This is a genomic window from Acinetobacter sp. ANC 3832, assembly GCF_002135415.1.
In the GTDB taxonomy this organism is placed as follows: domain Bacteria; phylum Pseudomonadota; class Gammaproteobacteria; order Pseudomonadales; family Moraxellaceae; genus Acinetobacter.
This window is the reverse complement of record NZ_NEGJ01000001.1, coordinates 323,962-348,395: the sequence shown is the minus strand read 5'-3', so window position 1 is coordinate 348,395 and position 24,434 is coordinate 323,962. Positions and strand designations below refer to the sequence as shown.

20 protein-coding genes and 1 pseudogene are annotated in these 24,434 nt (G+C 38.8%); 16 read left to right on the top strand and 5 right to left on the bottom strand.

Features of this window, described 5'->3' with window-relative positions:
- Window positions 1–6 precede the first annotated feature (6 nt).
- The 9 genes from nusG (at window position 7) to B9T35_RS01625 (ending at window position 13,169) form a co-directional block, all read left to right on the top strand.
- Window positions 7–540, top strand: coding sequence for a transcription termination/antitermination protein NusG (gene nusG / locus B9T35_RS01665; RefSeq protein WP_053579368.1), 534 nt, complete (start codon window positions 7–9; stop codon window positions 538–540).
- Window positions 541–659: 119 nt separating this feature from the next.
- Window positions 660–1,088, top strand: a complete 429-nt coding sequence (gene rplK, locus B9T35_RS01660) for a 50S ribosomal protein L11 (protein ID WP_086175350.1) — start codon at window positions 660–662, stop codon at window positions 1,086–1,088.
- 3 nt (window positions 1,089–1,091) lie between these two features.
- Entirely contained in the window at window positions 1,092–1,787 is a 696-nt protein-coding gene (gene rplA, locus B9T35_RS01655; protein WP_086189391.1) for a 50S ribosomal protein L1, read from the top strand.
- A 299-nt stretch (window positions 1,788–2,086) separates the two neighbouring features.
- Entirely contained in the window at window positions 2,087–2,602 is a 516-nt protein-coding gene (gene rplJ / locus B9T35_RS01650) for a 50S ribosomal protein L10 (RefSeq protein WP_086189390.1), read from the top strand.
- Window positions 2,603–2,644: 42 nt separating this feature from the next.
- A complete protein-coding gene (gene rplL, locus B9T35_RS01645) occupies window positions 2,645–3,010 on the top strand; it encodes a 50S ribosomal protein L7/L12 (RefSeq protein WP_086189389.1) in 366 nt (121 codons plus the stop codon).
- A 304-nt stretch (window positions 3,011–3,314) separates the two neighbouring features.
- Complete coding sequence (gene rpoB, locus B9T35_RS01640; protein ID WP_086189388.1) at window positions 3,315–7,403, top strand: DNA-directed RNA polymerase subunit beta; 4,089 nt, start codon at window positions 3,315–3,317, stop codon at window positions 7,401–7,403.
- 118 nt (window positions 7,404–7,521) lie between these two features.
- A complete protein-coding gene (gene rpoC, locus B9T35_RS01635) occupies window positions 7,522–11,715 on the top strand; it encodes a DNA-directed RNA polymerase subunit beta' (protein WP_086189387.1) in 4,194 nt (1,397 codons plus the stop codon).
- A gap of 232 nt (window positions 11,716–11,947) precedes the next feature.
- A complete protein-coding gene (locus tag B9T35_RS01630) occupies window positions 11,948–12,481 on the top strand; it encodes a hypothetical protein (RefSeq protein ID WP_086189386.1) in 534 nt (177 codons plus the stop codon).
- Window positions 12,482–12,812: 331 nt separating this feature from the next.
- The gene (locus B9T35_RS01625; RefSeq protein ID WP_086189385.1) at window positions 12,813–13,169 is read left to right on the top strand and encodes a DNA transfer protein p32; all 357 of its coding nucleotides are present in this window, start codon (window positions 12,813–12,815) and stop codon (window positions 13,167–13,169) included.
- Between the two features lie 85 nt (window positions 13,170–13,254).
- Here the strand turns inward: B9T35_RS01625 and B9T35_RS01620 are convergent, their stop codons facing one another.
- Complete coding sequence (locus B9T35_RS01620) at window positions 13,255–13,743, bottom strand: DUF4442 domain-containing protein (protein ID WP_086189384.1); 489 nt, start codon at window positions 13,741–13,743, stop codon at window positions 13,255–13,257.
- A 118-nt stretch (window positions 13,744–13,861) separates the two neighbouring features.
- Here B9T35_RS01620 and B9T35_RS01615 point away from each other — a divergent pair, with 118 nt between their 5' ends.
- The 6 genes from B9T35_RS01615 to B9T35_RS18360 all read left to right on the top strand — a co-directional run bounded on the left by B9T35_RS01615 (window position 13,862) and on the right by B9T35_RS18360 (window position 20,091).
- Window positions 13,862–14,734 carry an alpha/beta fold hydrolase gene (locus tag B9T35_RS01615; RefSeq protein ID WP_086189383.1) on the top strand — a complete coding sequence of 291 codons (873 nt, stop codon included), beginning with the start codon at window positions 13,862–13,864 and terminating at the stop codon, window positions 14,732–14,734.
- A gap of 119 nt (window positions 14,735–14,853) precedes the next feature.
- A complete protein-coding gene (locus B9T35_RS01610) occupies window positions 14,854–16,224 on the top strand; it encodes a Na+/H+ antiporter family protein (RefSeq protein WP_086189382.1) in 1,371 nt (456 codons plus the stop codon).
- Window positions 16,225–16,464: 240 nt separating this feature from the next.
- Entirely contained in the window at window positions 16,465–17,052 is a 588-nt protein-coding gene (locus B9T35_RS01605) for an OmpW/AlkL family protein (RefSeq protein WP_086189381.1), read from the top strand.
- Between the two features lie 251 nt (window positions 17,053–17,303).
- Window positions 17,304–17,651 carry a lysozyme inhibitor LprI family protein gene (locus B9T35_RS01600; RefSeq protein ID WP_086189380.1) on the top strand — a complete coding sequence of 116 codons (348 nt, stop codon included), beginning with the start codon at window positions 17,304–17,306 and terminating at the stop codon, window positions 17,649–17,651.
- A 93-nt stretch (window positions 17,652–17,744) separates the two neighbouring features.
- On the top strand, window positions 17,745–19,664 hold the full coding sequence (htpG, locus tag B9T35_RS01595; protein WP_086189379.1) for a molecular chaperone HtpG: 1,920 nt from the start codon (window positions 17,745–17,747) through the stop codon (window positions 19,662–19,664).
- 76 nt (window positions 19,665–19,740) lie between these two features.
- Entirely contained in the window at window positions 19,741–20,091 is a 351-nt protein-coding gene (locus tag B9T35_RS18360; RefSeq protein WP_086189378.1) for a hypothetical protein, read from the top strand.
- Between the two features lie 59 nt (window positions 20,092–20,150).
- Here B9T35_RS18360 and B9T35_RS01585 read toward each other — a convergent pair whose 3' ends face one another.
- From B9T35_RS01585 to B9T35_RS01570, 4 genes and pseudogenes are all read right to left on the bottom strand, one after another.
- The gene (locus B9T35_RS01585) at window positions 20,151–21,119 is read right to left on the bottom strand and encodes a hypothetical protein (RefSeq protein ID WP_086189377.1); all 969 of its coding nucleotides are present in this window, start codon (window positions 21,117–21,119) and stop codon (window positions 20,151–20,153) included.
- Between the two features lie 66 nt (window positions 21,120–21,185).
- Window positions 21,186–22,172 (bottom strand): annotated as a pseudogene (locus tag B9T35_RS18525) (hypothetical protein); the annotation flags it as partial.
- A 371-nt stretch (window positions 22,173–22,543) separates the two neighbouring features.
- Window positions 22,544–23,113, bottom strand: coding sequence for a hypothetical protein (locus B9T35_RS01575; RefSeq protein ID WP_086189376.1), 570 nt, complete (start codon window positions 23,111–23,113; stop codon window positions 22,544–22,546).
- Window positions 23,114–23,385: 272 nt separating this feature from the next.
- Window positions 23,386–23,601 (bottom strand): hypothetical protein, encoded by a 216-nt coding sequence (locus B9T35_RS01570; RefSeq protein WP_086189375.1) that lies wholly within the window; start codon window positions 23,599–23,601, stop codon window positions 23,386–23,388.
- A gap of 207 nt (window positions 23,602–23,808) precedes the next feature.
- Between B9T35_RS01570 and B9T35_RS01565 the strand changes: the two genes are divergently transcribed.
- Window positions 23,809–24,210, top strand: a complete 402-nt coding sequence (locus tag B9T35_RS01565; RefSeq protein WP_086189374.1) for an RNA-binding protein — start codon at window positions 23,809–23,811, stop codon at window positions 24,208–24,210.
- Window positions 24,211–24,434 lie beyond the last annotated feature (224 nt).

Sequence of the window (24,434 nt, the reverse complement as noted above, 5' to 3'; positions counted from 1 at the left end):
AGAGCTATGAAACGTTGGTACATTCTTCATGCCTATTCAGGTTATGAAAAACAAGTGATGCGTTCACTTAATGATCGAATCCAGCGTAGCGCTGTTGCTGATAGTTTTGGTGAAGTCCTTGTCCCTACTGAAGAAGTAGTGGAAATGAAGGATGGTAAGAAACGTAAGTCAGAGCGTAAATTCTTTCCAGGCTATGTATTGGTCGAAATGGAAATGAATGATGATACTTGGCACATTGTGAAAGAATGTCCAAAAGTGCTTGGTTTCATCGGTGGTACAGCAGAAAAGCCTGCACCTATTACGCAAAAAGAAGCTGATGCAATTCTTGCTCGTGTACGCAATACTGGTGAAGCTCCACGTCCTAAGACGATGTTTGAGCCAGGCGAAGAATTACTTGTTACTGACGGTCCATTCACCGACTTTAAAGGCGTGGTGGAAGAAGTTCAGTACGAGAAGTCACGTTTAACGTTGACAATTAATGTATTTAATCGACCAACTCAAGTTGAACTCGAATTTCGACAAGTCGAAAAAGCGAACTAAACTAGTATTGGTTGTAAAACGCCCGATTTATCGGGCATTGTTATTGTGGCAACATTTATTGTTGCTCTCTAGACGACATTGGGGAGCCTAACGGCGTTTGTACCCAGAGGTATTTTGAAATGGCTAAGAAGATTGACGGCTATATCAAGCTGCAAGTTCCAGCTGGTAAAGCAAATCCATCTCCACCGATTGGTCCTGCACTAGGTCAACGTGGTGTTAACATCATGGCATTCTGTAAAGAATTCAATGCTGCTACACAAAAAGTTGAACAAGGTCTTCCAATTCCAGTCGTGATTACTGTGTACAACGATAAGTCGTTCACTTTCATCATGAAAACTCCTCCTGCTGCAATTCTTCTTAAGAAAGCTGCAGGCATTGCTAAGGGTTCAGCTGTACCTAACAAAACTAAAGTTGGTAAGTTGACTCGCGCTCAATTAGAAGAAATTGCGACTACTAAAGAACCAGATTTAACTGGTGCTGATTTAGACGCACGTGTACGTACCATTGCTGGTTCTGCGCGTTCTATGGGCTTGGAAGTGGAGTTATAAGACATGGCTAAATTAACGAAACGTCAAAAAGCCATTGCTGCTTCTGTTGTAGCTAACAAAGTTTATTCTTTGGAAGAAGCATTGCAAGTTCTTAACAACCTACCTGCTGTTAAATTCAAAGAATCTTTGGATGTATCGGTAAACCTAGGTGTTGATCCACGTAAATCTGATCAAGTAGTTCGTGGTGCAACTACACTTCCTGCAGGTACTGGTAAAACTGTACGTGTAGCTGTGTTTGCACAGGGTGCTGCTGCAGAAGCTGCTAAAGCTGAAGGCGCGGATATCGTTGGTTTTGAAGATCTTGCTGAAAGCATTCAAGCAGGTAACTTAGACTTTGATGTTGTAATCGCAGCTCCTGACGCTATGCGCGTTGTTGGTAAGTTGGGTACGATTCTTGGTCCACGTGGCTTAATGCCAAACCCTAAAGTGGGTACTGTAACTCCTGACGTAGCGACTGCGGTTAAAAATGCAAAGTCTGGTCAAGCACGTTACCGTGTTGACAAAGGTGGTATTATCCACGCTGCAATCGGTCAAGTTGGTTTTGATATCGATGCTGTTCGTCAAAACGTTGAAGCTCTTGTGGCTGACCTTAAGAAAGCAAAACCTGCTACTTCTAAAGGTATTTATATCAAAAAGATCACTTTGAGCTCAACTATGGGTCCTGGTCTTACTATTGATGTAAGCGACGTAACTAAATAAGTTTCGACTTATTACAGAATTTTAAAGCCCTGAGTAAAAATCAAAAACACTTTGATTTTTGCGCAAAAAATGCTCTGTCGTATTTTGCAAACTTAGGCGAACTTTGAATTGATAGATATATATTTATCAGCGTCAAAGACCTCAGGCGAGGGGAGCTCTTCGGAGCTTTCTTCTTAAAAGTCCAGTCTGAGTAGACGCGGTGGTGTGATTTATTCCTCCTCCGCGTGTAAGTCTGTATGGACTTACGAATTGGGAGTGCACTTGTTTAAGTGCATAAATCACCGTTAGGAGGTTTTACAATGGCTCTTCTTATCGAAGACAAAAAACAGATCGTTGCTGAAGTTGCTGAAATTGCTTCTACAGCGTTCGCTGCCGTTGTTGCTGACTACCAAGGTTTAACCGTTGGGCAATTAACTGCTCTTCGTGTTGAAGCTCGTAAACTAGGTGTTGCTACACGCGTTGTACGTAATACTTTGGCTAAACGCGCTCTTCAAGATACGCAATTTACAATCTTGAATGACAACCTCGTTGGTCCAACAATTTTAGCTTTCTCGACTTCTGAAGATGATATGGGTGCAGCTGCACGCTTGTTCGAAGAATTCGCTAAAACTAACAAAGCATTTGAATTAAAGGCTGCTGCATTTGACGGCAAACTTTATCAAGGTGCTGATGTTAGCGTTATCGCAAATCTTCCGAACCAAGAAAAAGCGCTTACTATGCTTGCATCTGTTCTTCAAGCTCCGATTTCGAAATTGGGTCGCTTACTTACAGCGCTTCAAGAGAAAAACGAAGCTCCAGAAGCAACAGAAGCTTAAATACCTTTTCACACCACTCAATACCCATTTGGAGTTACTCTCATGGCTTTAACAAACGAAGAAATCCTAAACGCAGTTGCTGAAAAAACTGTTCTTGAACTTGTTGAACTTATTTCTGCTTTTGAAGAAAAATTCAATGTATCAGCTGCTGCTGTTGCTGCAGGTCCTGCTGCTGCTGCTGCTGTTGTTGAAGAGCAATCAGAATTCAATGTTGAATTGACTTCTTTTGGCGCTAACAAAGTAGCTGTAATTAAAGCAGTTCGTGAAGTTACTGGTCTTGGCTTGAAAGAAGCTAAAGATTTAGTTGAAGGCGCTCCACAAGTTCTTAAAGAAGGCGTTTCTAAAGAAGAAGCTGCTGAACTTAAAGCTAAGCTTGAAACTACTGGTGCTACAATTACTGTTAAGTAATTTGGCTAGGGGTCTAATTTTAAATTGACCCCGAAATTTGGCTGATGGCTCTTGGGTCATCAGCCTTTTTGCGTTACAATAATCGGCTCGATTTTAGATTGCTTGATGTAAAAATCGACGATTTACAAAATAAATAAGTAAATTCAAACGCTTAACAATGTTTTTCAGTGTTGAAAATATTGTTAAGCGTTTTAATACCACCGAAAAATTGCAGCATTTGTAAAGGTGGTGGTCATATCGACCTGCGTAATTCCTTCTGAACTCGTTCTGCAGGCGAGTTCGGTTTACTTTCCGAGGACTCCAGATGGCATACTCATATACCGAAAAGAAACGGATCCGTAAGAATTTTGGTAAATTGCCCCAAGTAATGGAAGCTCCGTACCTGCTCTCGATTCAAGTCGACTCGTACAGAACATTCCTGCAAGACGGTAAAACTCCAAAAAATCGCGGGGATATCGGTCTCCAAGCCGCATTTCGTTCAGTATTTCCAATTGAAAGTTATTCTGGCAATGCAGCTTTAGAATTCGTTGAGTATAGTCTTGGTAAGCCAGAGTTTGATGTGCGTGAGTGTATTCTCCGCGGTTCGACTTTTGCAGCACCAATGCGCGTAAAAATTCGTTTGATCATTAAAGATCGTGAAACGAAAACAATCAAAGACGTTCGTGAACAAGAAGTATACATGGGTGAAATGCCACTCATGACTGAAAATGGTACTTTTGTCATCAATGGTACTGAGCGTGTAATTGTATCTCAGTTACACCGTTCACCAGGCGTATTCTTTGACCACGATAAAGGTAAGACGCATTCAAGTGGTAAAGTGTTGTATTCAGCACGTATCATTCCTTACCGTGGTTCATGGTTAGATTTTGAATTTGACGCTAAAGATCTTCTTTACGTTCGTATTGACCGTCGTCGTAAATTACTTGCGACTGTTGTTTTACGTGCTCTAGGTTATAACAATGAACAAGTCTTAGACATGTTCTATGAAAAAGTACCTGTATACCTAGACATGGGCAGCTACCAAATTGACCTCGTTCCAGAGCGTCTACGTGGTGAGATGGCTCAATTTGACATCGCTGATAACGATGGCAAAGTGATTGTAGAACAAGGTAAACGTATTAATGCACGTCATGTACGTCAAATGGAAGCTTCTGGTTTAACTAAGCTTTCTGTGCCTGATGAATACCTTTATGAGCGTATCACTGCAGAAGATATTCTATTACGCGGTGGCGATGTACTGCCTGCAAATACAGTACTCAGCCATGAAATTATGGTGAAATTGGCTGAAGGTGGTGTTAAACAATTTAACCTACTTTATACCAATGACATCGACCGTGGTTCATTTGTTGCTGACTCTTTACGTGCAGATACGACTGATGGTCGTGAGCAAGCACTTGTAGAAATCTACAAAGTAATGCGTCCAGGCGAGCCGCCAACAAAAGAAGCTGCTGAAAACTTATTCAACAACTTATTCTTCTCTTCAGAACGTTATGACTTATCTCCAGTAGGTCGTATGAAGTTCAACCGTCGTTTGGGTCGTCCATACGAAGTCGGTACAGATCAAAAGTCACGTGAAGTTGAAGGTATTCTTTCAAATGCTGACATTATCGATGTATTGAAAACATTGGTTGAAATTCGTAACGGTAAAGGTGAAGTCGATGATATCGATCACTTGGGTAACCGTCGCGTACGTTCTGTTGGTGAAATGACAGAAAACCAATTCCGTGTAGGTCTTGTTCGTGTTGAACGTGCTGTTAAAGAACGTTTAAGCCAAGCTGAAACAGATAACTTGTCTCCGCAAGATTTAATCAATGCGAAGCCTGTTGCTGCTGCAATCAAAGAATTCTTTGGTTCAAGCCAGTTGTCTCAGTTCATGGACCAAAATAATCCATTGTCTGAAATTACACACAAACGTCGTGTATCAGCACTTGGACCCGGCGGTTTGACACGTGAACGTGCAGGCTTTGAAGTACGTGACGTACATCAAACTCACTACGGTCGTGTATGTCCAATTGAAACACCAGAGGGACCAAATATTGGTTTGATCAACTCGCTTTCTGTTTATGCAAAAGCGAATAACTTTGGTTTCCTTGAGACGCCTTACCGCAAAATTGTGGATGGTCGTGTAACGGAAGAAGTTGAATACTTATCTGCAATTGAAGAAGTAGGTACTGTAATTGCACAGGCCGATTCAACATTAGATGCTGATGGTAACTTGACTGAAGAATTCGTTTCTGTACGTCACCAAGGTGATTTCGTTCGTATGCCACCTGAAAAAGTGACGCATATGGATGTATCTGCTCAACAGGTTGTATCTGTTGCTGCATCACTTATTCCATTCCTTGAACACGATGATGCCAACCGTGCATTGATGGGTTCAAACATGCAACGTCAGGCTGTACCTACATTACTTGCGGACAAACCGCTTGTTGGTACAGGTATGGAAGCAAACGTAGCGCGTGACTCAGGTGTATGTGTCATTGCGAAACGTGGTGGACGTATCGAGTTTGTTGATGCTTCTCGTGTGGTTATTCGTGTAAACGAAGACGAGATGATCGCGGGTGAAGCTGGTGTAGATATCTATAACCTGATCAAATACACACGTTCGAACCAAAATACATGTATTAACCAAAAAATTCTTGTGAATTTAGGTGATCATGTGGGTCGTGGTGATGTATTGGCTGATGGTCCATCTACAGATGGTGGTGAATTAGCACTCGGTCAGAACATGCGTGTCGCGTTCATGACTTGGAACGGTTATAACTACGAAGACTCGATTTTACTTTCTGAACGTGTTCTTCAAGAAGATCGTTTAACGTCGATTCACATTCAAGAATTGTCATGTGTAGCACGTGATACCAAGTTGGGCGCAGAAGAAATTACTGCAGATATTCCTAATGTGGGTGAAGCTGCGCTGTCTAAGCTTGATGAATCAGGTATCGTTTATATCGGTGCTGAAGTAACTGCTGGTGACATTCTTGTTGGTAAAGTAACGCCTAAAGGTGAAACGCAGTTAACACCAGAAGAAAAATTGCTTCGCGCAATCTTTGGTGAAAAAGCAGCTGACGTTAAAGATTCATCTTTACGTGTTTCGTCAGGTGTTAAAGGTACAGTTATTGATGTACAAGTATTTACACGTGATGGTATTGAGAAAGATGATCGTGCTCAAGCAATTGAGAAAGCTCAACTTGATTCATACCGTAAAGATTTAAAAGAAGAATACAAAATCTTCGAAGAAGCAGCGCGTGAACGTATTGTCCGCTTGTTGACTGGCCAAGAATCAAACGGTGGCGGCACAACGAAACGTGGCGACAAACTTTCTGAAGATATGTTATCTACTTTAGAAATGGTTGATCTTCTTGAAATTCAACCAGTTGATGAAGCAATTGCTGAACGTTTAACTCAAATTCAAGTCTTCTTAAAAGAGAAAGGTATTGAAATTGATGAGAAATTTGCTGAGAAAAAACGCAAACTTTCTACAGGTGATGAACTTACAACTGGCGTATTGAAAGTTGTTAAAGTTTACTTAGCTGTAAAACGTCGTATCCAACCGGGTGATAAAATGGCGGGTCGTCATGGTAATAAAGGTGTTGTATCTAACATCTTACCAGTAGAAGACATGCCGCATGACATCCACGGTGTTCCAGTTGATATCGTACTTAACCCACTGGGTGTACCATCACGTATGAACGTGGGTCAGATTCTAGAGACTCACTTGGGTATGGCAGCAAAAGGTCTTGGCGAGAAAATCGACAAGATGTTGCAAGAACAACGTACGGTTGCTGAATTACGTCTCTTCTTAGACAAGATTTATAACAAAGTTGGTGGCGAGCAAGAAGATCTTGATAGCTTAACTGATGATGAAGTAATGATTCTTTCAGGTAACTTGCGTAAAGGTGTTCCTTTAGCAACACCAGTATTTGATGGTGCTGATGAACATCAAATCAAAGAGTTACTTGAACTTGCTGATATTCCACGTACAGGTCAGACAGTGTTGTATGACGGACGTACGGGTGAGCGTTTTGACCGTCCTGTAACTGTAGGTTACATGTACATGCTGAAACTGAATCACTTGGTTGATGACAAGATGCATGCACGTTCTACAGGTTCTTATTCACTTGTAACGCAACAGCCATTGGGTGGTAAAGCTCAGTTCGGTGGTCAGCGTTTCGGTGAGATGGAAGTCTGGGCACTTGAAGCATATGGTGCTGCTTATACACTGCAAGAAATGCTTACAGTGAAATCGGATGACGTTGAAGGCCGTACTCGCATCTATAAGAACATTGTAGATGGTAACCATTATATGGATCCGGGCATGCCTGAATCGTTCAACGTATTGACCAAAGAGATCCGTTCTTTAGGTATCAACATTGAACTGAAAAATGGTGACTAATAATCCCCCTTGGATTCCCCCTTTGTAGAAGGGGGGAGACAATGGATTTTTCAGGTAAAAAACAATATTTGTGACCCAGTCGGAGAGTGAAAACCTTTCTGACACACGGAGAAAAAAATTGAAAGACTTGCTCGATATCATGCGCAAAAAGACGGATTCAGACGGTCATGCTCCAGTAGAGTTTGATCGCATCCGTATTGGTCTTGCATCACCAGAAATGATTAAGTCATGGTCTCACGGCGAAGTAAAAAAGCCTGAAACCATTAACTATCGTACGTTCAAACCAGAACGTGATGGTTTATTCTGTGCCAAAATTTTTGGTCCAGTAAAAGATTATGAATGCTTGTGTGGTAAATACAAGCGTATGAAATACAAAGGCGTCATTTGTGAAAAATGTGGCGTTGAAGTAACAACTGCAAAAGTTCGTCGTGAGCGCATGGGTCATATTGATCTTGCATCTCCAGTCGCGCATATTTGGTTCTTGAAATCATTACCATCCCGTATCGGTCTATTATTAGACATGACTTTACGTGATATTGAACGTGTATTGTATTTCGAATCATACGTTGTTACTGATCCGGGTATGACTCCAATGGAGAAATATCAACTTCTTAATGATGAAGAATACTTCACTGCATTAGAAGAACACGGTGATGAATTCAGCGCGAAAATGGGTGCAGAAGCGATTCAAGATTTGTTGAAAGACATCGATCTTGAAGCTGAAATCGCGCGTTTACGTGAAGAAATTCCTGTAACAACATCAGAAACGAAGCTTAAAAAAGCATCTAAGCGTTTGAAGTTGATGGAAGCATTCAACGATTCGAACAACAAGCCTGAATGGATGGTGTTAACAGTACTTCCAGTACTTCCACCAGATCTTCGTCCGTTGGTTCCACTTGAAGGTGGTCGTTTCGCGACTTCTGATTTGAACGATCTTTATCGTCGTGTGATTAACCGTAACAACCGTTTAAAACGTCTTTTAGACCTTGCTGCTCCAGACATTATCGTACGTAACGAAAAACGTATGCTACAAGAGTCTGTAGATGCATTGTTAGACAACGGTCGTCGTGGTCGTGCGATTACAGGTTCGAACAAACGTCCTCTTAAATCTTTGGCAGATATGATCAAAGGTAAACAAGGTCGTTTCCGTCAAAACTTGTTGGGTAAACGTGTCGATTATTCAGGTCGTTCGGTCATTACCGTTGGTCCTACTTTACGTTTACACCAATGTGGTCTTCCAAAGAAAATGGCACTTGAATTATTCAAACCATTCATCTTTGCAAAACTACAAGCTTCAGGTCAAGCAACAACCATTAAAGCTGCGAAGAAAATGGTTGAACGTGAGACTCCAGAAGTTTGGGACGTTCTTGCCTCTGTTATTCGTCAACATCCAGTGATGTTGAACCGTGCGCCAACGCTTCACCGTTTAGGTCTTCAAGCATTTGAACCTATTCTGATTGAAGGTAAAGCGATCCGTTTACACCCACTCGTATGTGCTGCGTTCAACGCCGACTTCGACGGTGACCAAATGGCGGTACACGTACCTTTAACAATCGAAGCTCAGTTAGAAGCTCGTGCGTTAATGATGTCAACAAATAACATCTTGTCTCCTGCGAATGGTGAACCAATCATCGTACCTTCTCAAGACGTTGTCTTGGGCTTGTATTACATCACACGTGATGCGATCAATGCCAAAGGTGAAGGCATGGTGTTTGCGGATACGCACGAAGTAAACCGTGCGTTGGCAACAGGTCAAGTCAATTTACATGCGCGTGTAAAAGCACGTGTTCATCAAACCGTAATTGATGAAAATGGTAACCGTGAACAACAAACGATTATTGTTGACACGACACCAGGTCGTTGCTTACTTTGGGAAATCGTTCCTGAAGGTATGGACTTCCAACAAATTAACCTTGAGATGACGAAAAAGAACATCTCTAAGTTAATTAACTCTTGCTACCGTAAACTTGGCTTGAAAGATACTGTTATCTTCGCGGATCAATTGATGTACTTGGGCTTCCGTCAAGCGACGCGCTCAGGTGTTTCTGTTGGTATGGAAGACATGCTTATTCCGCCACAAAAACAAGCAATTATTGAAAAAGCTGAAGCTGAAGTTCGTGAAATTGAACAACAGTTTGATCAAGGTTTCGTAACTGCTGGTGAGCGTTATAACAAAGTTGTCGATATTTGGGCACGTACCAATGACCAAGTCGCGAAAGCGATGATGGACAACTTGTCTTTCACAACTGTTAAAAACAAACAGGGTGAAGACGAGAAGCAAAAATCATTCAACAGTATCTACATGATGTCTGACTCTGGTGCCCGTGGTTCGGCAGCTCAGATTCGTCAGCTTGCAGGTATGCGTGGTTTGATGGCGAAACCAGATGGTTCGATCATTGAAACACCAATTAAAGCAAACTTCCGTGAAGGTTTGACAGTACTTCAGTACTTCATTTCAACACATGGTGCACGTAAAGGTTTGGCCGATACAGCACTTAAAACAGCAAACTCAGGTTACTTGACTCGTCGTCTAGTAGACGTTGCACAGGATTTAGTAATTACTGAACCTGATTGTGGCACGCTAGAAGGCCTAGTGATGACGCCATTCATTCAAGGTGGCGATGTAATCGAAAACTTGGGTGCACGAGTTCTTGGTCGTGTTGTTGCTGAAGATGTGAAGAAAGTAGGTTCTGACGAAGTTCTTCTTCCACGTAATACTTTAATTGACGAGAAACTTGCTGCATTTATTGAAAATGCGGGTGTCGACGAAATTAAAGTACGTTCAGTTGTAAACTGTGCGTCTACATTCGGTGTATGTGCAAAATGTTACGGTCGTGACTTGGCTCGCGGTCATCAGGTCAATCCTGGTGAGTCTGTTGGTGTTATGGCTGCACAATCCATTGGTGAACCTGGTACACAGTTAACCATGCGTACATTCCACGTGGGTGGTGCTGCAAGCCGAACGTCTGCTGCAAACAGTGTTCAAGTACGTAATAAAGGTACTGTACGTTTCCATAATGTGAAAACTGTACAACATGCCAAAGGTCACTTGGTATCTGTTTCTCGTTCAGGTGAAATTGGTATTGCGGATGATTTAGGTCGTGAACGTGAACGTTACAAATTGCCATACGGTGCATCTATCTTGTTGAAAGATGGTGAAGCGGTAGAAGGCGGTGGTATCGTAGCGACTTGGGATCCACATACACATCCATTGGTAACAGAAGTCGCAGGTAAAGCACGTTTCAGCCAGATTTCTGATGGCGTAACTGCAACATCGAAAACTGATGATGCAACGGGTATGACGTCGACTGAAATTTTACCTGTAACAGCTCGTCCTGCTTCTGGTAAAGATTTGCGTCCTGCAATCGTGTTGGATACAACAGATGGCAGCGAACAGTTCTACTTCTTACCACAAAACACAATTGTAACTGTTCGTGATGGCGAAACAATTGGTGTGGGTGACGTAATTGGTCGTGTACCACAAGAAACTTCACGTACGCGTGATATTACCGGTGGTCTACCACGTGTAGCGGATTTGTTCGAAGCACGTAAGCCAAAAGAACACGCGATTCTTGCAGAAGTTTCAGGTGTTGTAAGCTTCGGTAAAGAGACCAAAGGTAAGAACCGTCTTGTGATTACTCCGGATGATGGCTCTGAGATCTACGAAGAGTTAATTCCGAAATGGCGTACCATGAACGTGTTCGAAGGCGAGCATGTAAACCGTGGTGAAACTGTTTCTGATGGTCCACAAAATCCGCATGACATTTTACGTTTGAAAGGTGAAGTTGCGCTTACAAACTACGTTGTAAATGAAGTGCAAGACGTTTACCGTCTACAAGGTGTAAAAATCAACGATAAGCACATTGAAGTTATCGTACGTCAAATGTTGCGTAAAGTTGATATCACTGATGGTGGTGATACGAGTTTCATTAAAGGCGAGCAAGTGGATTACATTCGTGTAGTTCAAGAGAACCAAGCTGTAAATGCACAGAATAAGTTCCCTGCAAAATTTGAACGTCTATTGATGGGTATTACGAAAGCATCGCTTTCTACTGACTCATTCATCTCTGCTGCATCGTTCCAGGAAACAACTCGTGTGTTAACTGAAGCTGCTGTAACAGGTAAAGAAGATGAATTACGTGGCTTGAAAGAGAACGTCGTTGTAGGTCGTCTGATCCCAGCGGGTACAGGTCTTGCTTACCATTTAGAGCGTCGTCGTCAAGAAGCTGAAGCTGCAGAGCATGAGCTTGTAAATGACTTCTCTGATGTAGACCAAGCATTTTCTCAAGCATTAAACGAAGATTCTTTCTAAGTTTAACGTTTGAAATAAAGAAGGCGCCTTAGGGCGTCTTTTTTATCATTAGAGAAAATAATATGTGAAAAAGAATGTAATTTTAGGTTTATTTTTTGTACTTATATCCAAGAGCTTTGAATAAAAAGAAATTTTTAGCACTATACTCAATTAGCACTATACTCAAAAGGCAAAGGCTGAGTTAAGTGCTAATAGCCAAAGATATATTAATAATCACATTAGGAATAATTACATGAAATTTAATAAAAAAGTGTTAAGTGTTCTTCTTTTATCTTCTGTTGCGGGCAGTGTTTTTGCAGAAATGCCGGCGGCAATTATTAAAGAGAAGAAAGCGATTGTTCCAGTAACAAAAACAGAAGTGATTACCACGGTTGATGGTCAAGAGCCAATACGTACGACAGAAGCAACTGTACTCGAAGTGAAAAACCAAGGTAAAGATATTGTTGCGCATGATATTGTCAAAGTAGATAACAAAGCTGAGTTTTCAAAAAAACAATTATCGGTGCCACATGTTAAAGAGCAAGCTGTAATTGTTCCGACCACTAAAATTGAAGAGAAAAAAGTTTTGATGCAAGGTGGTCAAATTATTGGTGAGACAAAGAAAGTAGATGCGACAGGTGTTGAATTTAAGAAAGGACATGCACCTGTTAAAAAAGAATTGAAAGTAGGTTCTGTTGCAACTGCAGAAGGTAGTGCAACTCGTGCAGTTGTTTCTACGGATGGGAAAGCAACGAAAGAAGTGACTGTGGTTGAAGATGAAGAGTAAAAATTTAGTTGCATGAAAACTTCAAAATGCCAAGTCCCGATAAAAATAAAACCCGCAGAATATGCGGGTTTTTTCATGGCTTTAATAAAATAGGTAAATTTAATTGATAAGTGATGCTGAATAGCGTTTTACTAGAGTTTATCTAAATTTTACGAAGTCTATTTAAGTGAATTGAGATGCTTCGATCAAAAAATAAAATAACTATGAATAATTAGCCAAATACTTAGCATATATTACAAAACGTAGCAAGAAATAGTGAAAATTAACACAATTTAGTGATTTGATATTCTATAGGCAGATTTTGCTTTAGCAATATATAGGGAAGATTCTCATGAAAAAATCAATCATGGTACTGATATGTGCAGCATTACCGACTTTAATGTTAGCGGGTTGTGACACCATGTCACCCTCAAATCAGCGTATTGGTGCTGCAGCAATTGGTGGAGCAGTGGGTGGTGGCGTAGGTAATCGTGTTGGCAATGGCGTAGGTGCGGCAGCAGGAGCTGCGGGTGGTGCTGCTATTGGTAGCAAAACACAAAATGGTTCAAACCAAAATGCAGGCGCAAGTGCCATTGGTGCTGGTATCGGTTCAATTATTGGTAAAGGTATTTTTGGTGGCGATTCTGGTGCTGCGATTGGCGGTGCAATTGGTGGCGGTGCAGGCGCGGCAATTGAAGAAAAACGCTAAGTTATAATTTAATATTGATAATTTAAAAATAAGCGCTCTTTTGCGCTTATTTTGATTTGATAAATATAACTGTGCTCAAGCAATTTTATGATTTTAAGGGTTGTGGATGCTTCCGACGAATATAAAGGGTCTTTTGGATTTCGGCGATTCTGATACCAGATTCATCATAAAGATCTAAAGTATAATTACGATAGATAGGCGCAAAATTATCAGCAAGAGATTTAATATGCTCAATTTCATCTTTATCTAATCGGATATCGGCATAAACTGTACTTCGACCTGGTGATAGAAAATTAATATTGGCTGCTTTATCCCACACGATATATCTCGGTCCTAAATGATGAATCAGAATCAGCATATAAAATGGGTCAACCATTGAATATAAGCTTCCGCCAAAATGAGTGCCGACTAAATTCCGATTTTTCTGTAATAACGGCATTTTGACTCGAATGTAATAATTTTTTAAGTCAAACACATCAATTTCAATTCCCGCGCCTTTAAATGGGGAATAGTGATTGAGTATGAATTTTGAGATGAAAGGAATTGTCTGTAACTTGCGGATAATATCGTTCATGGTCAATTCTATTTATCTATTTTTCAACCATCATAAATAATGAATAGAGATATGGCATTGATCTTAGTGCCATAGATGTTGAATTAATAGTCAATGTAAAACAACAATAGGTGACTCAATGCACACGCAAACTCATTGGATTACAACGCAAGATGATCAAAAATTATGTGCTAAAACTTGGGGTAATCCAAGTCATCCAGCCATGGTTTTGGTGCATGGTTATCCAGATAATCAGGAAGTCTGGGAACCGATTATTGAACACTTACAATCTGATTTTTATATTGTGACTTATGATGTTCGTGGCGCAGGGCAATCGAGTATTCCAAAACGGATTCGTGACTATAGCTTAGCGCGTCTGTCTCTCGATTTAGAATGTGTGGTGAATGCATTATTACCCAAGCAAAATTTTCATTTAGCAGCGCATGATTGGGGATCCATTCAAACATGGGAATCGGTGACTGAGCCTAAATTTAAAGGGCGTATTTTATCCTATACCACAATGTCAGGTCCTTGTTTGGATCATGCTGCATTTTGGATGCGTGATCAGTTCAAGCATGAGAAAAGTAAGTTTTTTAAACAGTTGGTGAAGTCATGGTATATCGTTGCTTTTCAATTACCGATATTGGCTCCAACCGTTTGGCATTTCTTTAGCCCTGAACGATGGGGGATGGTATTAAACCAATTAGAGAAAACCAAAGGTTTACCACTAAATCAGAATATTACAGCAGATGGTGAGCATGGTATTGGCTTGTATCGTGCTAATTTTATTCCTCGTTTAACACGGCCTCGTCAGCGTTTTGCACAATGCCCTGTACAGGCTGTGGTTTTGAAGCGAGATAATTTTGTAAGTCCTGAGCTGATTGATGAAATGCCGAAATGGGCAGATGATTTTGAACGAGTCGAGGTTGATGCGAATCACTGGGCTGTGTTGAGTCGTCCACAAGAAATCGCAGAATATATCAAAACCTTTGCGCAGAAAAAGTCAGTTTGATTTTGCTTCATAAAAAAGTGATGAAAGATCACTTTTTTATGACTTTAGAATGAGATAAATGGCGTAAATAACATGATCATTCTCTGATAGAATGCCTGTTTTTCTCAAATCCGTTTCTTATGATTGCAATTATAGCTGCTATCGTAGTCATGTTTGGACTATCTTTAGCTCGTGTCCCTGTGGTTTTTGCACTAATTATTGGTGCTGTTACAGGTGGTTTATTGGCAGGTTTAGGCTTACACGGTACTTTAGAAGCCTTCAATAATGGTTTAGGTGGCGGAGCAAAGATTGCTTTAGCTTACGGGGTATTAGGTGCTTTTGCTTTGGCATTGGCGCGTTCAGGTTTACCTGATTTATTGGCATATAAACTGATTCGAATTTTGAAAGGTGATGCCGATACTAAATCACAGAACAAAGTTAAATATATTATCTTTGCAACTATTGCATTGGCTGCAGTCTCATCACAGAACTTGATTCCAGTCCATATTGCTTTCATTCCAGTTTTAATCCCACCATTGATTGGTGTGTTCAATCACTTGAATCTAGATCGTCGAGCTGTGGTGTGCTTACTGACTTTTGGTTTATGTGCAACCTATATGCTGATTCCAGTGGGTTTCGGTGCAATTTTCTTAAATGATATTTTGGCACAGAACATTAATACCTTTGGTAAGCCTTATGGCTTCTCTGTGAGCAATGAACAAATTCCACATGCGATGCTGATTCCTGTATCAGGCATGTTTGTGGGCTTATTGATTGCATTATTCATCAGTTATAGAAAGCCACGTTATTATCAAGACATTGAAATTGAAGATAAGACGCAAAGCATTTCTGATGAAATGGCAACGACTGAGCAACATCAAGCACCACAAATTGCAAAATTCACTTTATTTATGGCAGCATTTGCAGTAATCGCAACGCTGGCTGTACAGCTTTATTCTGACTCGATGATTTTGGCAGGTTTAGTCGGTGTTGCTATTCTCAGTTGTGCTGGAATCTTTAAGTGGCGAGAAGCGGATGATGTCATTATTGCTGGTATGCGAATGATGGCGTTGGTTGGTTTTATTATGATTGCAGCGCAAGGTTTTGCTTCAGTTATTGAAGCGACAAATCAAGTACCTGCTTTGGTTGAAGCATCCGTTCATTGGATTGGAAATAGCAAAGCATTGGCCGCATTTTTAATGCTACTGATTGGTTTGTTGATTACGTTAGGAATCGGATCTTCTTTCTCTACTGTACCAATTTTAGCCATTATTTATGTACCACTTTGTATTCAGTTTGGATTTAGCCCAATGGCGACTATTGCCATTATTGGTACTGCTGCTGCTTTAGGTGATGCAGGTTCACCCGCCTCTGACTCAACTTTGGGACCAACTTCTGGTTTAAATATGGATGGTCAACATGATCACATGAAAGATAGTGTTATTCCAACATTCTTGCACTTTAATATTCCATTATTAATTTTTGGTTGGATTGCAGCAATGGTTTTATAATATCTTTATAAAAACTTAATATAAAGTGTTTGTGATTTATTATATCTTAATAAAATAATTTAAAAATAAACCTTATTAATCAGGTTGGATTTAAAAACCAACCTGATTGATAAGAATAAATATAAAATATTGAATATCAGTGGTTTGAAAATAATATTTCAAAATATTAATTAATGCGTATTGCATCACTTTTCATTAGTGTGTTTAATATGTGTAAAACAACAGTAGGGTATTTAAAAAATGTTAAAACAAGTTGCTCTTATTGCATTAATGGGGATTTCAACAGCATCATTTGCAGATTGGCAAGTGAAAGTAGGTGCTTCTGCAATTGCATCAACAACAGATACAACAACAGCGTTAGGTGTTGTTAAAGCTGATAGTGAAATTGCTTTTACGCCTTCTGTAGAATATTTTTTTGGTGATACACCATTTTCTGCAGAGCTATTATTAGCAGCGCCAGTTAACCATGATGTTTTGCTTGATGGTAATAAAGTAGCAAGAATCAAACATTTACCACCGACAATTACAGCTAAATATAACTTTAAAAATTCTACTCGCTTTACACCATATATCGGTGTAGGTGGTACAGCATTTATTGCTTGGGATGAACAAGGCGTAGCGAAAGACGTTAAAGAAGCTTTTGGTGTTGCGGGTCAGCTTGGTTTTAACTTCCAACCTGCTGATGCGAAGAACTGGGGCGTCTTTGTAGATGTACGTTATGCACAAATAAGTCCAGAAGTAACTCTAATTGATGAATTAGGAAATGCTAAATTTGATTTAGATATTGATCCAATTGTTTATACATTGGGTTATAGCTATAAATTCTAATTTAAGAATTGATTGTTATAAAAAGCCTCAGTAATGCTGGGGCTTTTTATATTGATTGTATTAGAGACCTACATCAGTATTTAAAGTTTTTTTATTTTTATTTTCAAATGAGAAATTTAAAGGTTTTATGTAAAAGTTTATTTTCATTGAATATTTAGTTTTAAATCACTGATAATAAATGATGAATAATCTTCTATAAAAAATCATATTGGTTTTTTTAACTTACAACCTAAATGATGTGGTTTTAAAATATGAAAAAATTGATTTTTAGTATCTTAATATTCAGTAATGCTTCTTTATACAGTGTTGTACATGCAGCGAGTTTTAATTGTGAAAAAGCAGTGACTAAGACAGAGCATGCTGTTTGTAAACATCTTCAATTGAATGATGCAGACGTCAAAATGGCAACCACCTATAATATTATCCGTAAACTGGTGCCCATGGGTACACGAGGCGTAATTCAAGACCAACAGGTGAAATGGTTACAACTTAGAGATCAGTGTCAGGATAATGTCAGCTGTTTAAATGATGTTTATAAAATGCGTCAACAAAAATTAGATATCTATATGAATCAAGTCTATCGACAAGGACCATTTTAAGAAAAATTTGCAACTCACCATTGAAAAATCAAGAACTCACTCCATTCATAAAGCATTCAAGAAAAATTTTACATTCAGTTGAAGGAGTGATTTATGAGTGAGCAAAGCGCACAAAAACATAGTTTCCAAGCAGAAGTGGCACAGCTTTTACATTTGGTGACGCATTCTCTCTATTCTAATCCTGAAATCTTTCTCCGTGAATTGATTTCAAATGCTTCAGATGCCTGCGATAAATTGCGCTTTGAAGGAATTAATCATCCTGAATTTTATGAAAATGATCCAGACCTACGCGTTCGTGTGAGCTTAGATAAAGACAATAAAACCATTACGATTTCAGACAATGGTATTGGTTTAACGGTTCAAGAAGCGATTGATAATTTAGGGACGATTGCAAAATCTGGTACTAAGGACTTTATGTCGAAGCTATCGGGTGATCAAAAATCTGATGCACAATTGATTGGTCAATTTGGTGTAGGTTTCTATTCAGGTTTTATTGTTGCTGAAAAAATTACGGTTGAATCACGTCGCGCTGGCTTGCCTGAAGCTGATGGAGTACGTTGGATCAGTGGTGGTACAGGTGACTTTGAAGTTGAACAAATCAACAAAGCTTCACGTGGAACAGACATTATTCTACATTTACGTGATGACTCACTTGATTATTTAGATGCTCATAAAATAAAAACGATCATCAATAAATACTCTGATCACATCAGTTTACCAATTGAAATGCAAAAAGAAGTTTGGCAACAAGAAGACGTTGCTGAAGGTGAAGATCCAAAACCCGGTCAGATGGTGAAAACTGATGAATGGGAGGCGATTAACTCTGCAAGTGCCCTTTGGACACGCAACAAAAATGAAGTGACTGAAGAGCAATACATTGAGTTCTATAAGAACTTGACGCATGACTATGAAGCACCATTGGCATGGGCACATAACCGTGTGGAAGGTAGCACTGAGTATACTCAGTTGCTTTATGTACCAAGCAAAGCAGCAAGCAATATTTTTACACGTGAAGCAAAAGCAGGAATTAAGCTGTATGTGAAACGTGTGTTTATTATGGATGAAGCAGATAATCTGATTCCAAACTATCTACGTTTTGTTCAAGGTGTCGTAGACAGTGCAGATTTACCTCTGAATGTCAGCCGTGAATTGTTGCAAGAAAGCCGTGATGTAAAAACCATTCGTGAAGGGAATACACGTCGTGTTCTGACCATGTTAGATGGTTTGGCAAAATCTGAAGATGAAAAAGATCAAGAGAAATTCAAACAGTTCTATGCTGAATTTGGTTCAGTGATTAAAGAAGGTTTGGGTGAAGACATGGGCAACCGTGATCGTATCTTAAAACTGCTTCGTTTCTCAACGTCAACCAATGATGATGTTTCAACGTCATTGGCAGATTACAAAGGACGTATGAAAGAAGGGCAAAAAGCCATTTATTACGTGACTGCAGATAGTCTAAGTGCAGCGAAAAATTCGCCACAACTTGAATTATTTAAGAAAAAAGATATTGAAGTCCTGTTGATGTCAGACCGTGTCGATGAATGGTCGATGGAATTTGTACAAGAATTTGATGGCACACCTATGCAGAATGTGGCAAAAGGTGCGGTTGATCTGGGTGACTTACAAGATGCCGAAGAGAAGAAAGCACTTGAAGAAGCCGCTGAACAATTCAAACCTGTGGTTGATAAACTTTCTGATGCATTGAAAGCGAAAACATCCCAAGTACGTGTAACAACGCGTTTGGTCGATTCACCTGCATGTTTGGTGACGAGTGAAGGTGAGCTTTCACCACAGTTAATTCGTATGTTGAAACAGGCTGGGCAAGCTGTACCTGAATCTAAGCCTGTTTTGGAAATTAATCCAGAACATCCTTTGGTGAAAAAATTGGAAAGTTCAGCACAATTTGATGATTTAGCCAATGTTATTTTTGATCAAGCTGTGATTGCTGAAGGTGGTTTACCAGAAAATCCTGCTGAATATGTAAAACGCATTAACAACTTATTACTGAAATAAGTCATATTTTATTTAAAAAAAAGCCTGTCTTAATGATAGGCTTTTTTTTATAAATTTTTTTGATAAGAACTTTAAGATGATAAAATTAAGGATATGGATTTATATTTTATTTAGTTCAATATCGTTGTTTGTAATAACAGCATCGTATGCAGCTGAGGGCTATCATTCAGAGATTTCAGGGCATGTTGGTATCCTCAGACAAAATGTAAAGAACAATGATATTTATTGTCTGGAAGATGAAAAACAGCATGATTGTATGCGCTTAAAGTTCGCTCAGCTTGATCATTTAGATGAAAGTCTGCTGAATAAAAAAGTTCATGTTGAGGGGATATTGAGGCAGGAATGGTCTAATGAACAGAAAAATCAGCGTAAAATAGCCTCTATTATTCTCTTAAACGTGACGAGGATTGAACGCATATATGAATGATTCAGTTGAGTGGATAAGTCCGAACTTATCCACAATGACATTGTGTTGAAGCGTCTTATTTAAAAAAGCGCTTCTAGTCGTATCAATGCACTTGGATAATGGTTTAGTTCTTCACGATAATCATTGTAATAGCTCAAATCACTTTGAATGAATAACCAAGTTCGCCAAATAGGGCGTTTCCAAGAAATGTAGGGCCCCCAACTATTCAAGGTAACTGCACCATCATAATAACCACTGCTGTATAGACCTAAAATAAGTGCATGATTTTTTAAAAATTGATATTTTTGATAGGTTCGATCTTCCCAAACAAAATTTTCTTCATCATGATTGATATAGGTCAAATTAAATTGGCTATAAGCAGAAGCGATTGGGGATTGTGTGTGGCTCAACTTGAGATGGGTATTGAAATAATTTCGGTGATCTACGCCATAACGATAAGTCTGCGATGTATCTAGTTTTAAGTTGTGATCAATTGTCCAATTTTGTGAAGCATTAAGTTGTACGTAAATATCTTGATTGGAATCTGAACCTAAGCGCATATCATTTTTAAAAGGCAAAAGTTGTGACAAGGTTGCTAAGCTTTCGGCGATGAGATCCTCAGAACTCTTTTTCTGAGCAGGACTGTTCCTTTTAGATTTTTTAACTCCAAATACATGCTTAGGTTTTGGATTGAGTGCTTCGGTATGTTGAGTTCGTTGACGGAGTGAATCATTGCCAAACACGCTCAGAAGCGATTGAATATATTCTTCTGTCGGTGGAGTATTTTCCTCTACGATAAGAGGAATATCATCATTTAGGATTTTTTTTACTTTTTGTCTCTTTCTGATTTTACATGTGTTTTGATTGAAAAAAAACAAACGTTGTTCTAACAGGTCTAATCGTATTTTATTTTCAAATACGTAAAAATATTGCTTAATATTTTGCTGGTGTGATGCTTGAGCGAAAATTAGAAATAACAGACCTACTCCACTCAATGAGGCACTGAGCAGAATAAGTATTGCTTGAGCATGATTTTTGTAATGTCTCATTTAGATCAATGAAAGTGATCCAATATTTAAGCAGTATATCTATGCTTTCTTAAAGAATTTTTAAAATTAAAATAAAGCTTCTAAACGGACCAATGCACTTGGATAGTGACTGCGATCTTCGCGATGATCGTTAAAGTAATTTAAGTCACTTTGTACATAAAACCATTCACGCCATACGGGTTGTCGCCATGATATGAAAGGTCCCCAGCTGTTTAAACGCAGGTCATCATTATTGTAATAACCACCTGTGTAAATACCATAATTAAATCGATTGCCTTGGAAAAATTGATGCTGACGATAGGCACGGTTGTCCCAAACTAAATCATCATCCTGATCATCGGCATAAGTGAGGCTAAATTGATTGGATAAAAAGGCTTGATTGGGGCGTGCATGAGTAAGCTCTAAATTTGTTCTGAGATAGTTTTCACTATCAATCCCATAGCGATAAATTTGTTCAGCATGGAATGAAAAATCATTTTTTAAGCGCCAATCTTTTTCTGCTTTTAAACGGGCATAGATATCGTTTCCAGAACGGATACCGAGATCAGCATCGACATCAAAAGGTAGTTTTTTTGAGAATTCAGACCAACGCAGTGCAATCGAGCCATTGTCATCTCGAATACGTTTGCCATCGATAGTTTTGTCTACTCTACCACTTGAATTCTCATTGGTAATCGCGACATTGTTTTGAATTTCATTGTCCAGTGAATCATCACCAAATACGATACTGAGTTTTTTTTCTAAAGTGGGTAATTTAATACGACCACGAATACGTGGGCTGACTTCGAATTGGTCATATTTATCCCATTGGTTATCTAAAATCAGCCTTAAACTTGCTGTTGCAGGCTTATTAGGATTGGTTGTACCAAACCAATGATCTATTTTAACCGCTGTTTGATCTGCCCAGTTGCGAATGGTTTTTTGCTTACGATCTGCCCAAGTATTATTTTCCGTTTCTTCTGTTTTTGGAACAATTGGAAGATCTGATTGTTCAGGCAAAAGTGTTGGTGACGCATCAATCATGCGCGGAATATAATCTAACCAGTTAAAGTCGGGGTCTTTAAGCGATGGAATCACATAAGGTTTATCGACTGGTTCAGCTGTAATTTCATGATTTTGTGCATGACCGTAGGTGCTGTAAAGATTACAAAGTAAAAATAGGTAAAAAGATGTTCTGATATTATTTCGTTTAAATTTATTCATTCGCGATCACTTCTATTGTTCAGTTATCTTGCTCTTCGGATAAAAACTTTAAAAATGAATGAGATTAAAACATTCTTGTATCGATCATATGATTTTAGTTTTATCAAATTTAGCCTAGAAAATAAAGCCCAATCGATTTTTATCAGGTAAATGAATACAAAAAAAGACCAATCTATATTGGTCTTTTTTTTCACTAAATTGGATAAAGTGGTTTTACTAAGTTAAGCAGCAGATTTTTTGAACCAGTTAAAAAAGCCTTTTTTCTCAGTTTTAGGTGCAACAGTTGTTTTTTCTTCAATTTGAGTTTCGACTGTTTCTTGAACTTGAGCTGGAATTGCTTGTACAGTTTGTTTTTGAGCTTCAACAGTTTCTTTTATATCTTCAACTTTAGTTTCAGCAGCCTGTTCAGCTTTTACTTTAGTTTCAGTCATATTTTGAGCTTGAGCAACGACTTTCTCTTGGGTTGCTTTTACTGTTTGATCCTTTGTCACAAGAGCCTCTTGTTGAGCAAGCACTGATTTTGTTTCAACAGCTTTAATGCTAGTTTGAAGATTGACTTTTGTTGCAACAACTTTATCTTTAGATGAATGAATCATTTTATCTTTAGCAACAATAGCATTGCTATTAACTGTTGCTACTTTGCTTTTCACCGCATTTACAGTGTTTTGAGTTTGTGTTTTAGCCATTTCAACTTTTTCAGCAGGTGTTACTGTTGTTGCGCTAACATTTGCCATTGCATGTGAAGTTGTTGCAATTATTGCGATAGATACTGCTGTTTGAATAAGCTTCATAATAATGTCCTGCTGTGTATTGAGTGTAAATATAAGCAGGGGGATTGTATGCCCATCATTAAACAAAAGCTGTTTGCCAAATAAGCGCACGTTATTAAGCGCCCTAAAGTTAAACGATATTAACAAGAGTTAAACAAAGTTTTCAAAATCAAAGAGAATTTTTTTAGGCAGCAAATAAACCTCTTTTGATTATAAAAGAGGTTTATTTATATCTAGTGAAAAAAATTGCCTAATTTACCGAGGAGGTATAGAGCGATTTTACATTTGAGATTTTAAACAGAAGTTGATTTTGAACAGCATTTCTTTTCATAGATTTTACCAGCAATTCCTCCAATAATTGCACCACTAACAGTACCAAATACGGGTAATATACTGCCTGCGACAGCACCAATGAGTACACCTTTCACTGTAGTAGAAAAGTAAGTTTTTTTTACTTTTGTTGAAGATGAATCATGCTCAATATCTGTAGCTTGCATTGAATTAGTCATTAATTTTCCCTCATCTTTAAAATAAGAAAATAGCTCATTAGAAGCTATCTTTATCCTAAGCGTTTGGAAGCGAACAGTTGTCGTTAGCCTGTTACATCAGAATGTTTTTGAGTAAGTAAAAATTATTTTGAGTTATTTTCGAATAAACATTTAAGATTTTGATGATCAGATAAGCTAAAAGATATAATGTTGAATCATAGAGATAACATGGAATACGAAAATATAAAATCTACGGATAACTTAGTGATTTATCCAGCCATTTCTATTGTGGCTCCGCATGGCAAAAATATTGCTTTAGGTTTGAAAACCATAGAAGTCCGTTCATGGATTCCTGATCAGTTGCCTTTAAAAAATGTACTCTTGATAGAAAACCATCGCTATTTATTAGAAGACGGTGATGAAGGTTTTGGGCAAATTGTAGCGATGGTCGATTTTGATGACGTACATGAATGGCGAGAAGATGAGCTAGAAATCGCTTGTGGCAGTGATTGGAAAGCTGGATATTGGGCTTGGACAATCAGCAATGTACGTCCGATTCAGTCAATAGAAAAGGTTGCTGCAAAAAGAAAAATTTATACTTTAAGCTTTGAACTAGGGTTTGAATTTTGAAAACAAAAAATCCTCCTAAAAGGAGGATTTTCGTCTTATAAAATAAGAAAAACTAAAATAAAAATTTCAGTATAAAAAAGAAAACTACAGCCTTGAAGTACGTGGGAACGTAAATTCTAATGACTATATTAAGACTTTCATTTGAGCTTGAACAGTCCCATTTTTGCAATGCAGTGTTGCAAAAACGTATACATATTCTATAAATATTCTTTTCATTGGAGCTA

What these genes read in the sequence shown, in the direction of transcription:
- nusG (WP_053579368.1), top strand. Translation starts at nt 7, where the DNA reads ATGAAACGTTGGTACATTCTTCATGCCTATTCAGGTTATGAAAAACAA.
- rplK (WP_086175350.1), top strand. Translation starts at nt 660, where the DNA reads ATGGCTAAGAAGATTGACGGCTATATCAAGCTGCAAGTTCCAGCTGGT.
- rplA (WP_086189391.1), top strand. Translation starts at nt 1,092, where the DNA reads ATGGCTAAATTAACGAAACGTCAAAAAGCCATTGCTGCTTCTGTTGTA.
- rplJ (WP_086189390.1), top strand. Translation starts at nt 2,087, where the DNA reads ATGGCTCTTCTTATCGAAGACAAAAAACAGATCGTTGCTGAAGTTGCT.
- rplL (WP_086189389.1), top strand. Translation starts at nt 2,645, where the DNA reads ATGGCTTTAACAAACGAAGAAATCCTAAACGCAGTTGCTGAAAAAACT.
- rpoB (WP_086189388.1), top strand. Translation starts at nt 3,315, where the DNA reads ATGGCATACTCATATACCGAAAAGAAACGGATCCGTAAGAATTTTGGT.
- B9T35_RS01630 (WP_086189386.1), top strand. Translation starts at nt 11,948, where the DNA reads ATGAAATTTAATAAAAAAGTGTTAAGTGTTCTTCTTTTATCTTCTGTT.
- B9T35_RS01625 (WP_086189385.1), top strand. Translation starts at nt 12,813, where the DNA reads ATGAAAAAATCAATCATGGTACTGATATGTGCAGCATTACCGACTTTA.
- B9T35_RS01620 (WP_086189384.1), bottom strand. Translation starts at nt 13,743, where the DNA reads ATGAACGATATTATCCGCAAGTTACAGACAATTCCTTTCATCTCAAAA.
- B9T35_RS01615 (WP_086189383.1), top strand. Translation starts at nt 13,862, where the DNA reads ATGCACACGCAAACTCATTGGATTACAACGCAAGATGATCAAAAATTA.
- B9T35_RS01610 (WP_086189382.1), top strand. Translation starts at nt 14,854, where the DNA reads ATGATTGCAATTATAGCTGCTATCGTAGTCATGTTTGGACTATCTTTA.
- B9T35_RS01605 (WP_086189381.1), top strand. Translation starts at nt 16,465, where the DNA reads ATGTTAAAACAAGTTGCTCTTATTGCATTAATGGGGATTTCAACAGCA.
- B9T35_RS01600 (WP_086189380.1), top strand. Translation starts at nt 17,304, where the DNA reads ATGAAAAAATTGATTTTTAGTATCTTAATATTCAGTAATGCTTCTTTA.
- htpG (WP_086189379.1), top strand. Translation starts at nt 17,745, where the DNA reads ATGAGTGAGCAAAGCGCACAAAAACATAGTTTCCAAGCAGAAGTGGCA.
- B9T35_RS18360 (WP_086189378.1), top strand. Translation starts at nt 19,741, where the DNA reads ATGATAAAATTAAGGATATGGATTTATATTTTATTTAGTTCAATATCG.
- B9T35_RS01585 (WP_086189377.1), bottom strand. Translation starts at nt 21,119, where the DNA reads ATGAGACATTACAAAAATCATGCTCAAGCAATACTTATTCTGCTCAGT.
- B9T35_RS01575 (WP_086189376.1), bottom strand. Translation starts at nt 23,113, where the DNA reads ATGAAGCTTATTCAAACAGCAGTATCTATCGCAATAATTGCAACAACT.
- B9T35_RS01570 (WP_086189375.1), bottom strand. Translation starts at nt 23,601, where the DNA reads ATGACTAATTCAATGCAAGCTACAGATATTGAGCATGATTCATCTTCA.
- B9T35_RS01565 (WP_086189374.1), top strand. Translation starts at nt 23,809, where the DNA reads ATGGAATACGAAAATATAAAATCTACGGATAACTTAGTGATTTATCCA.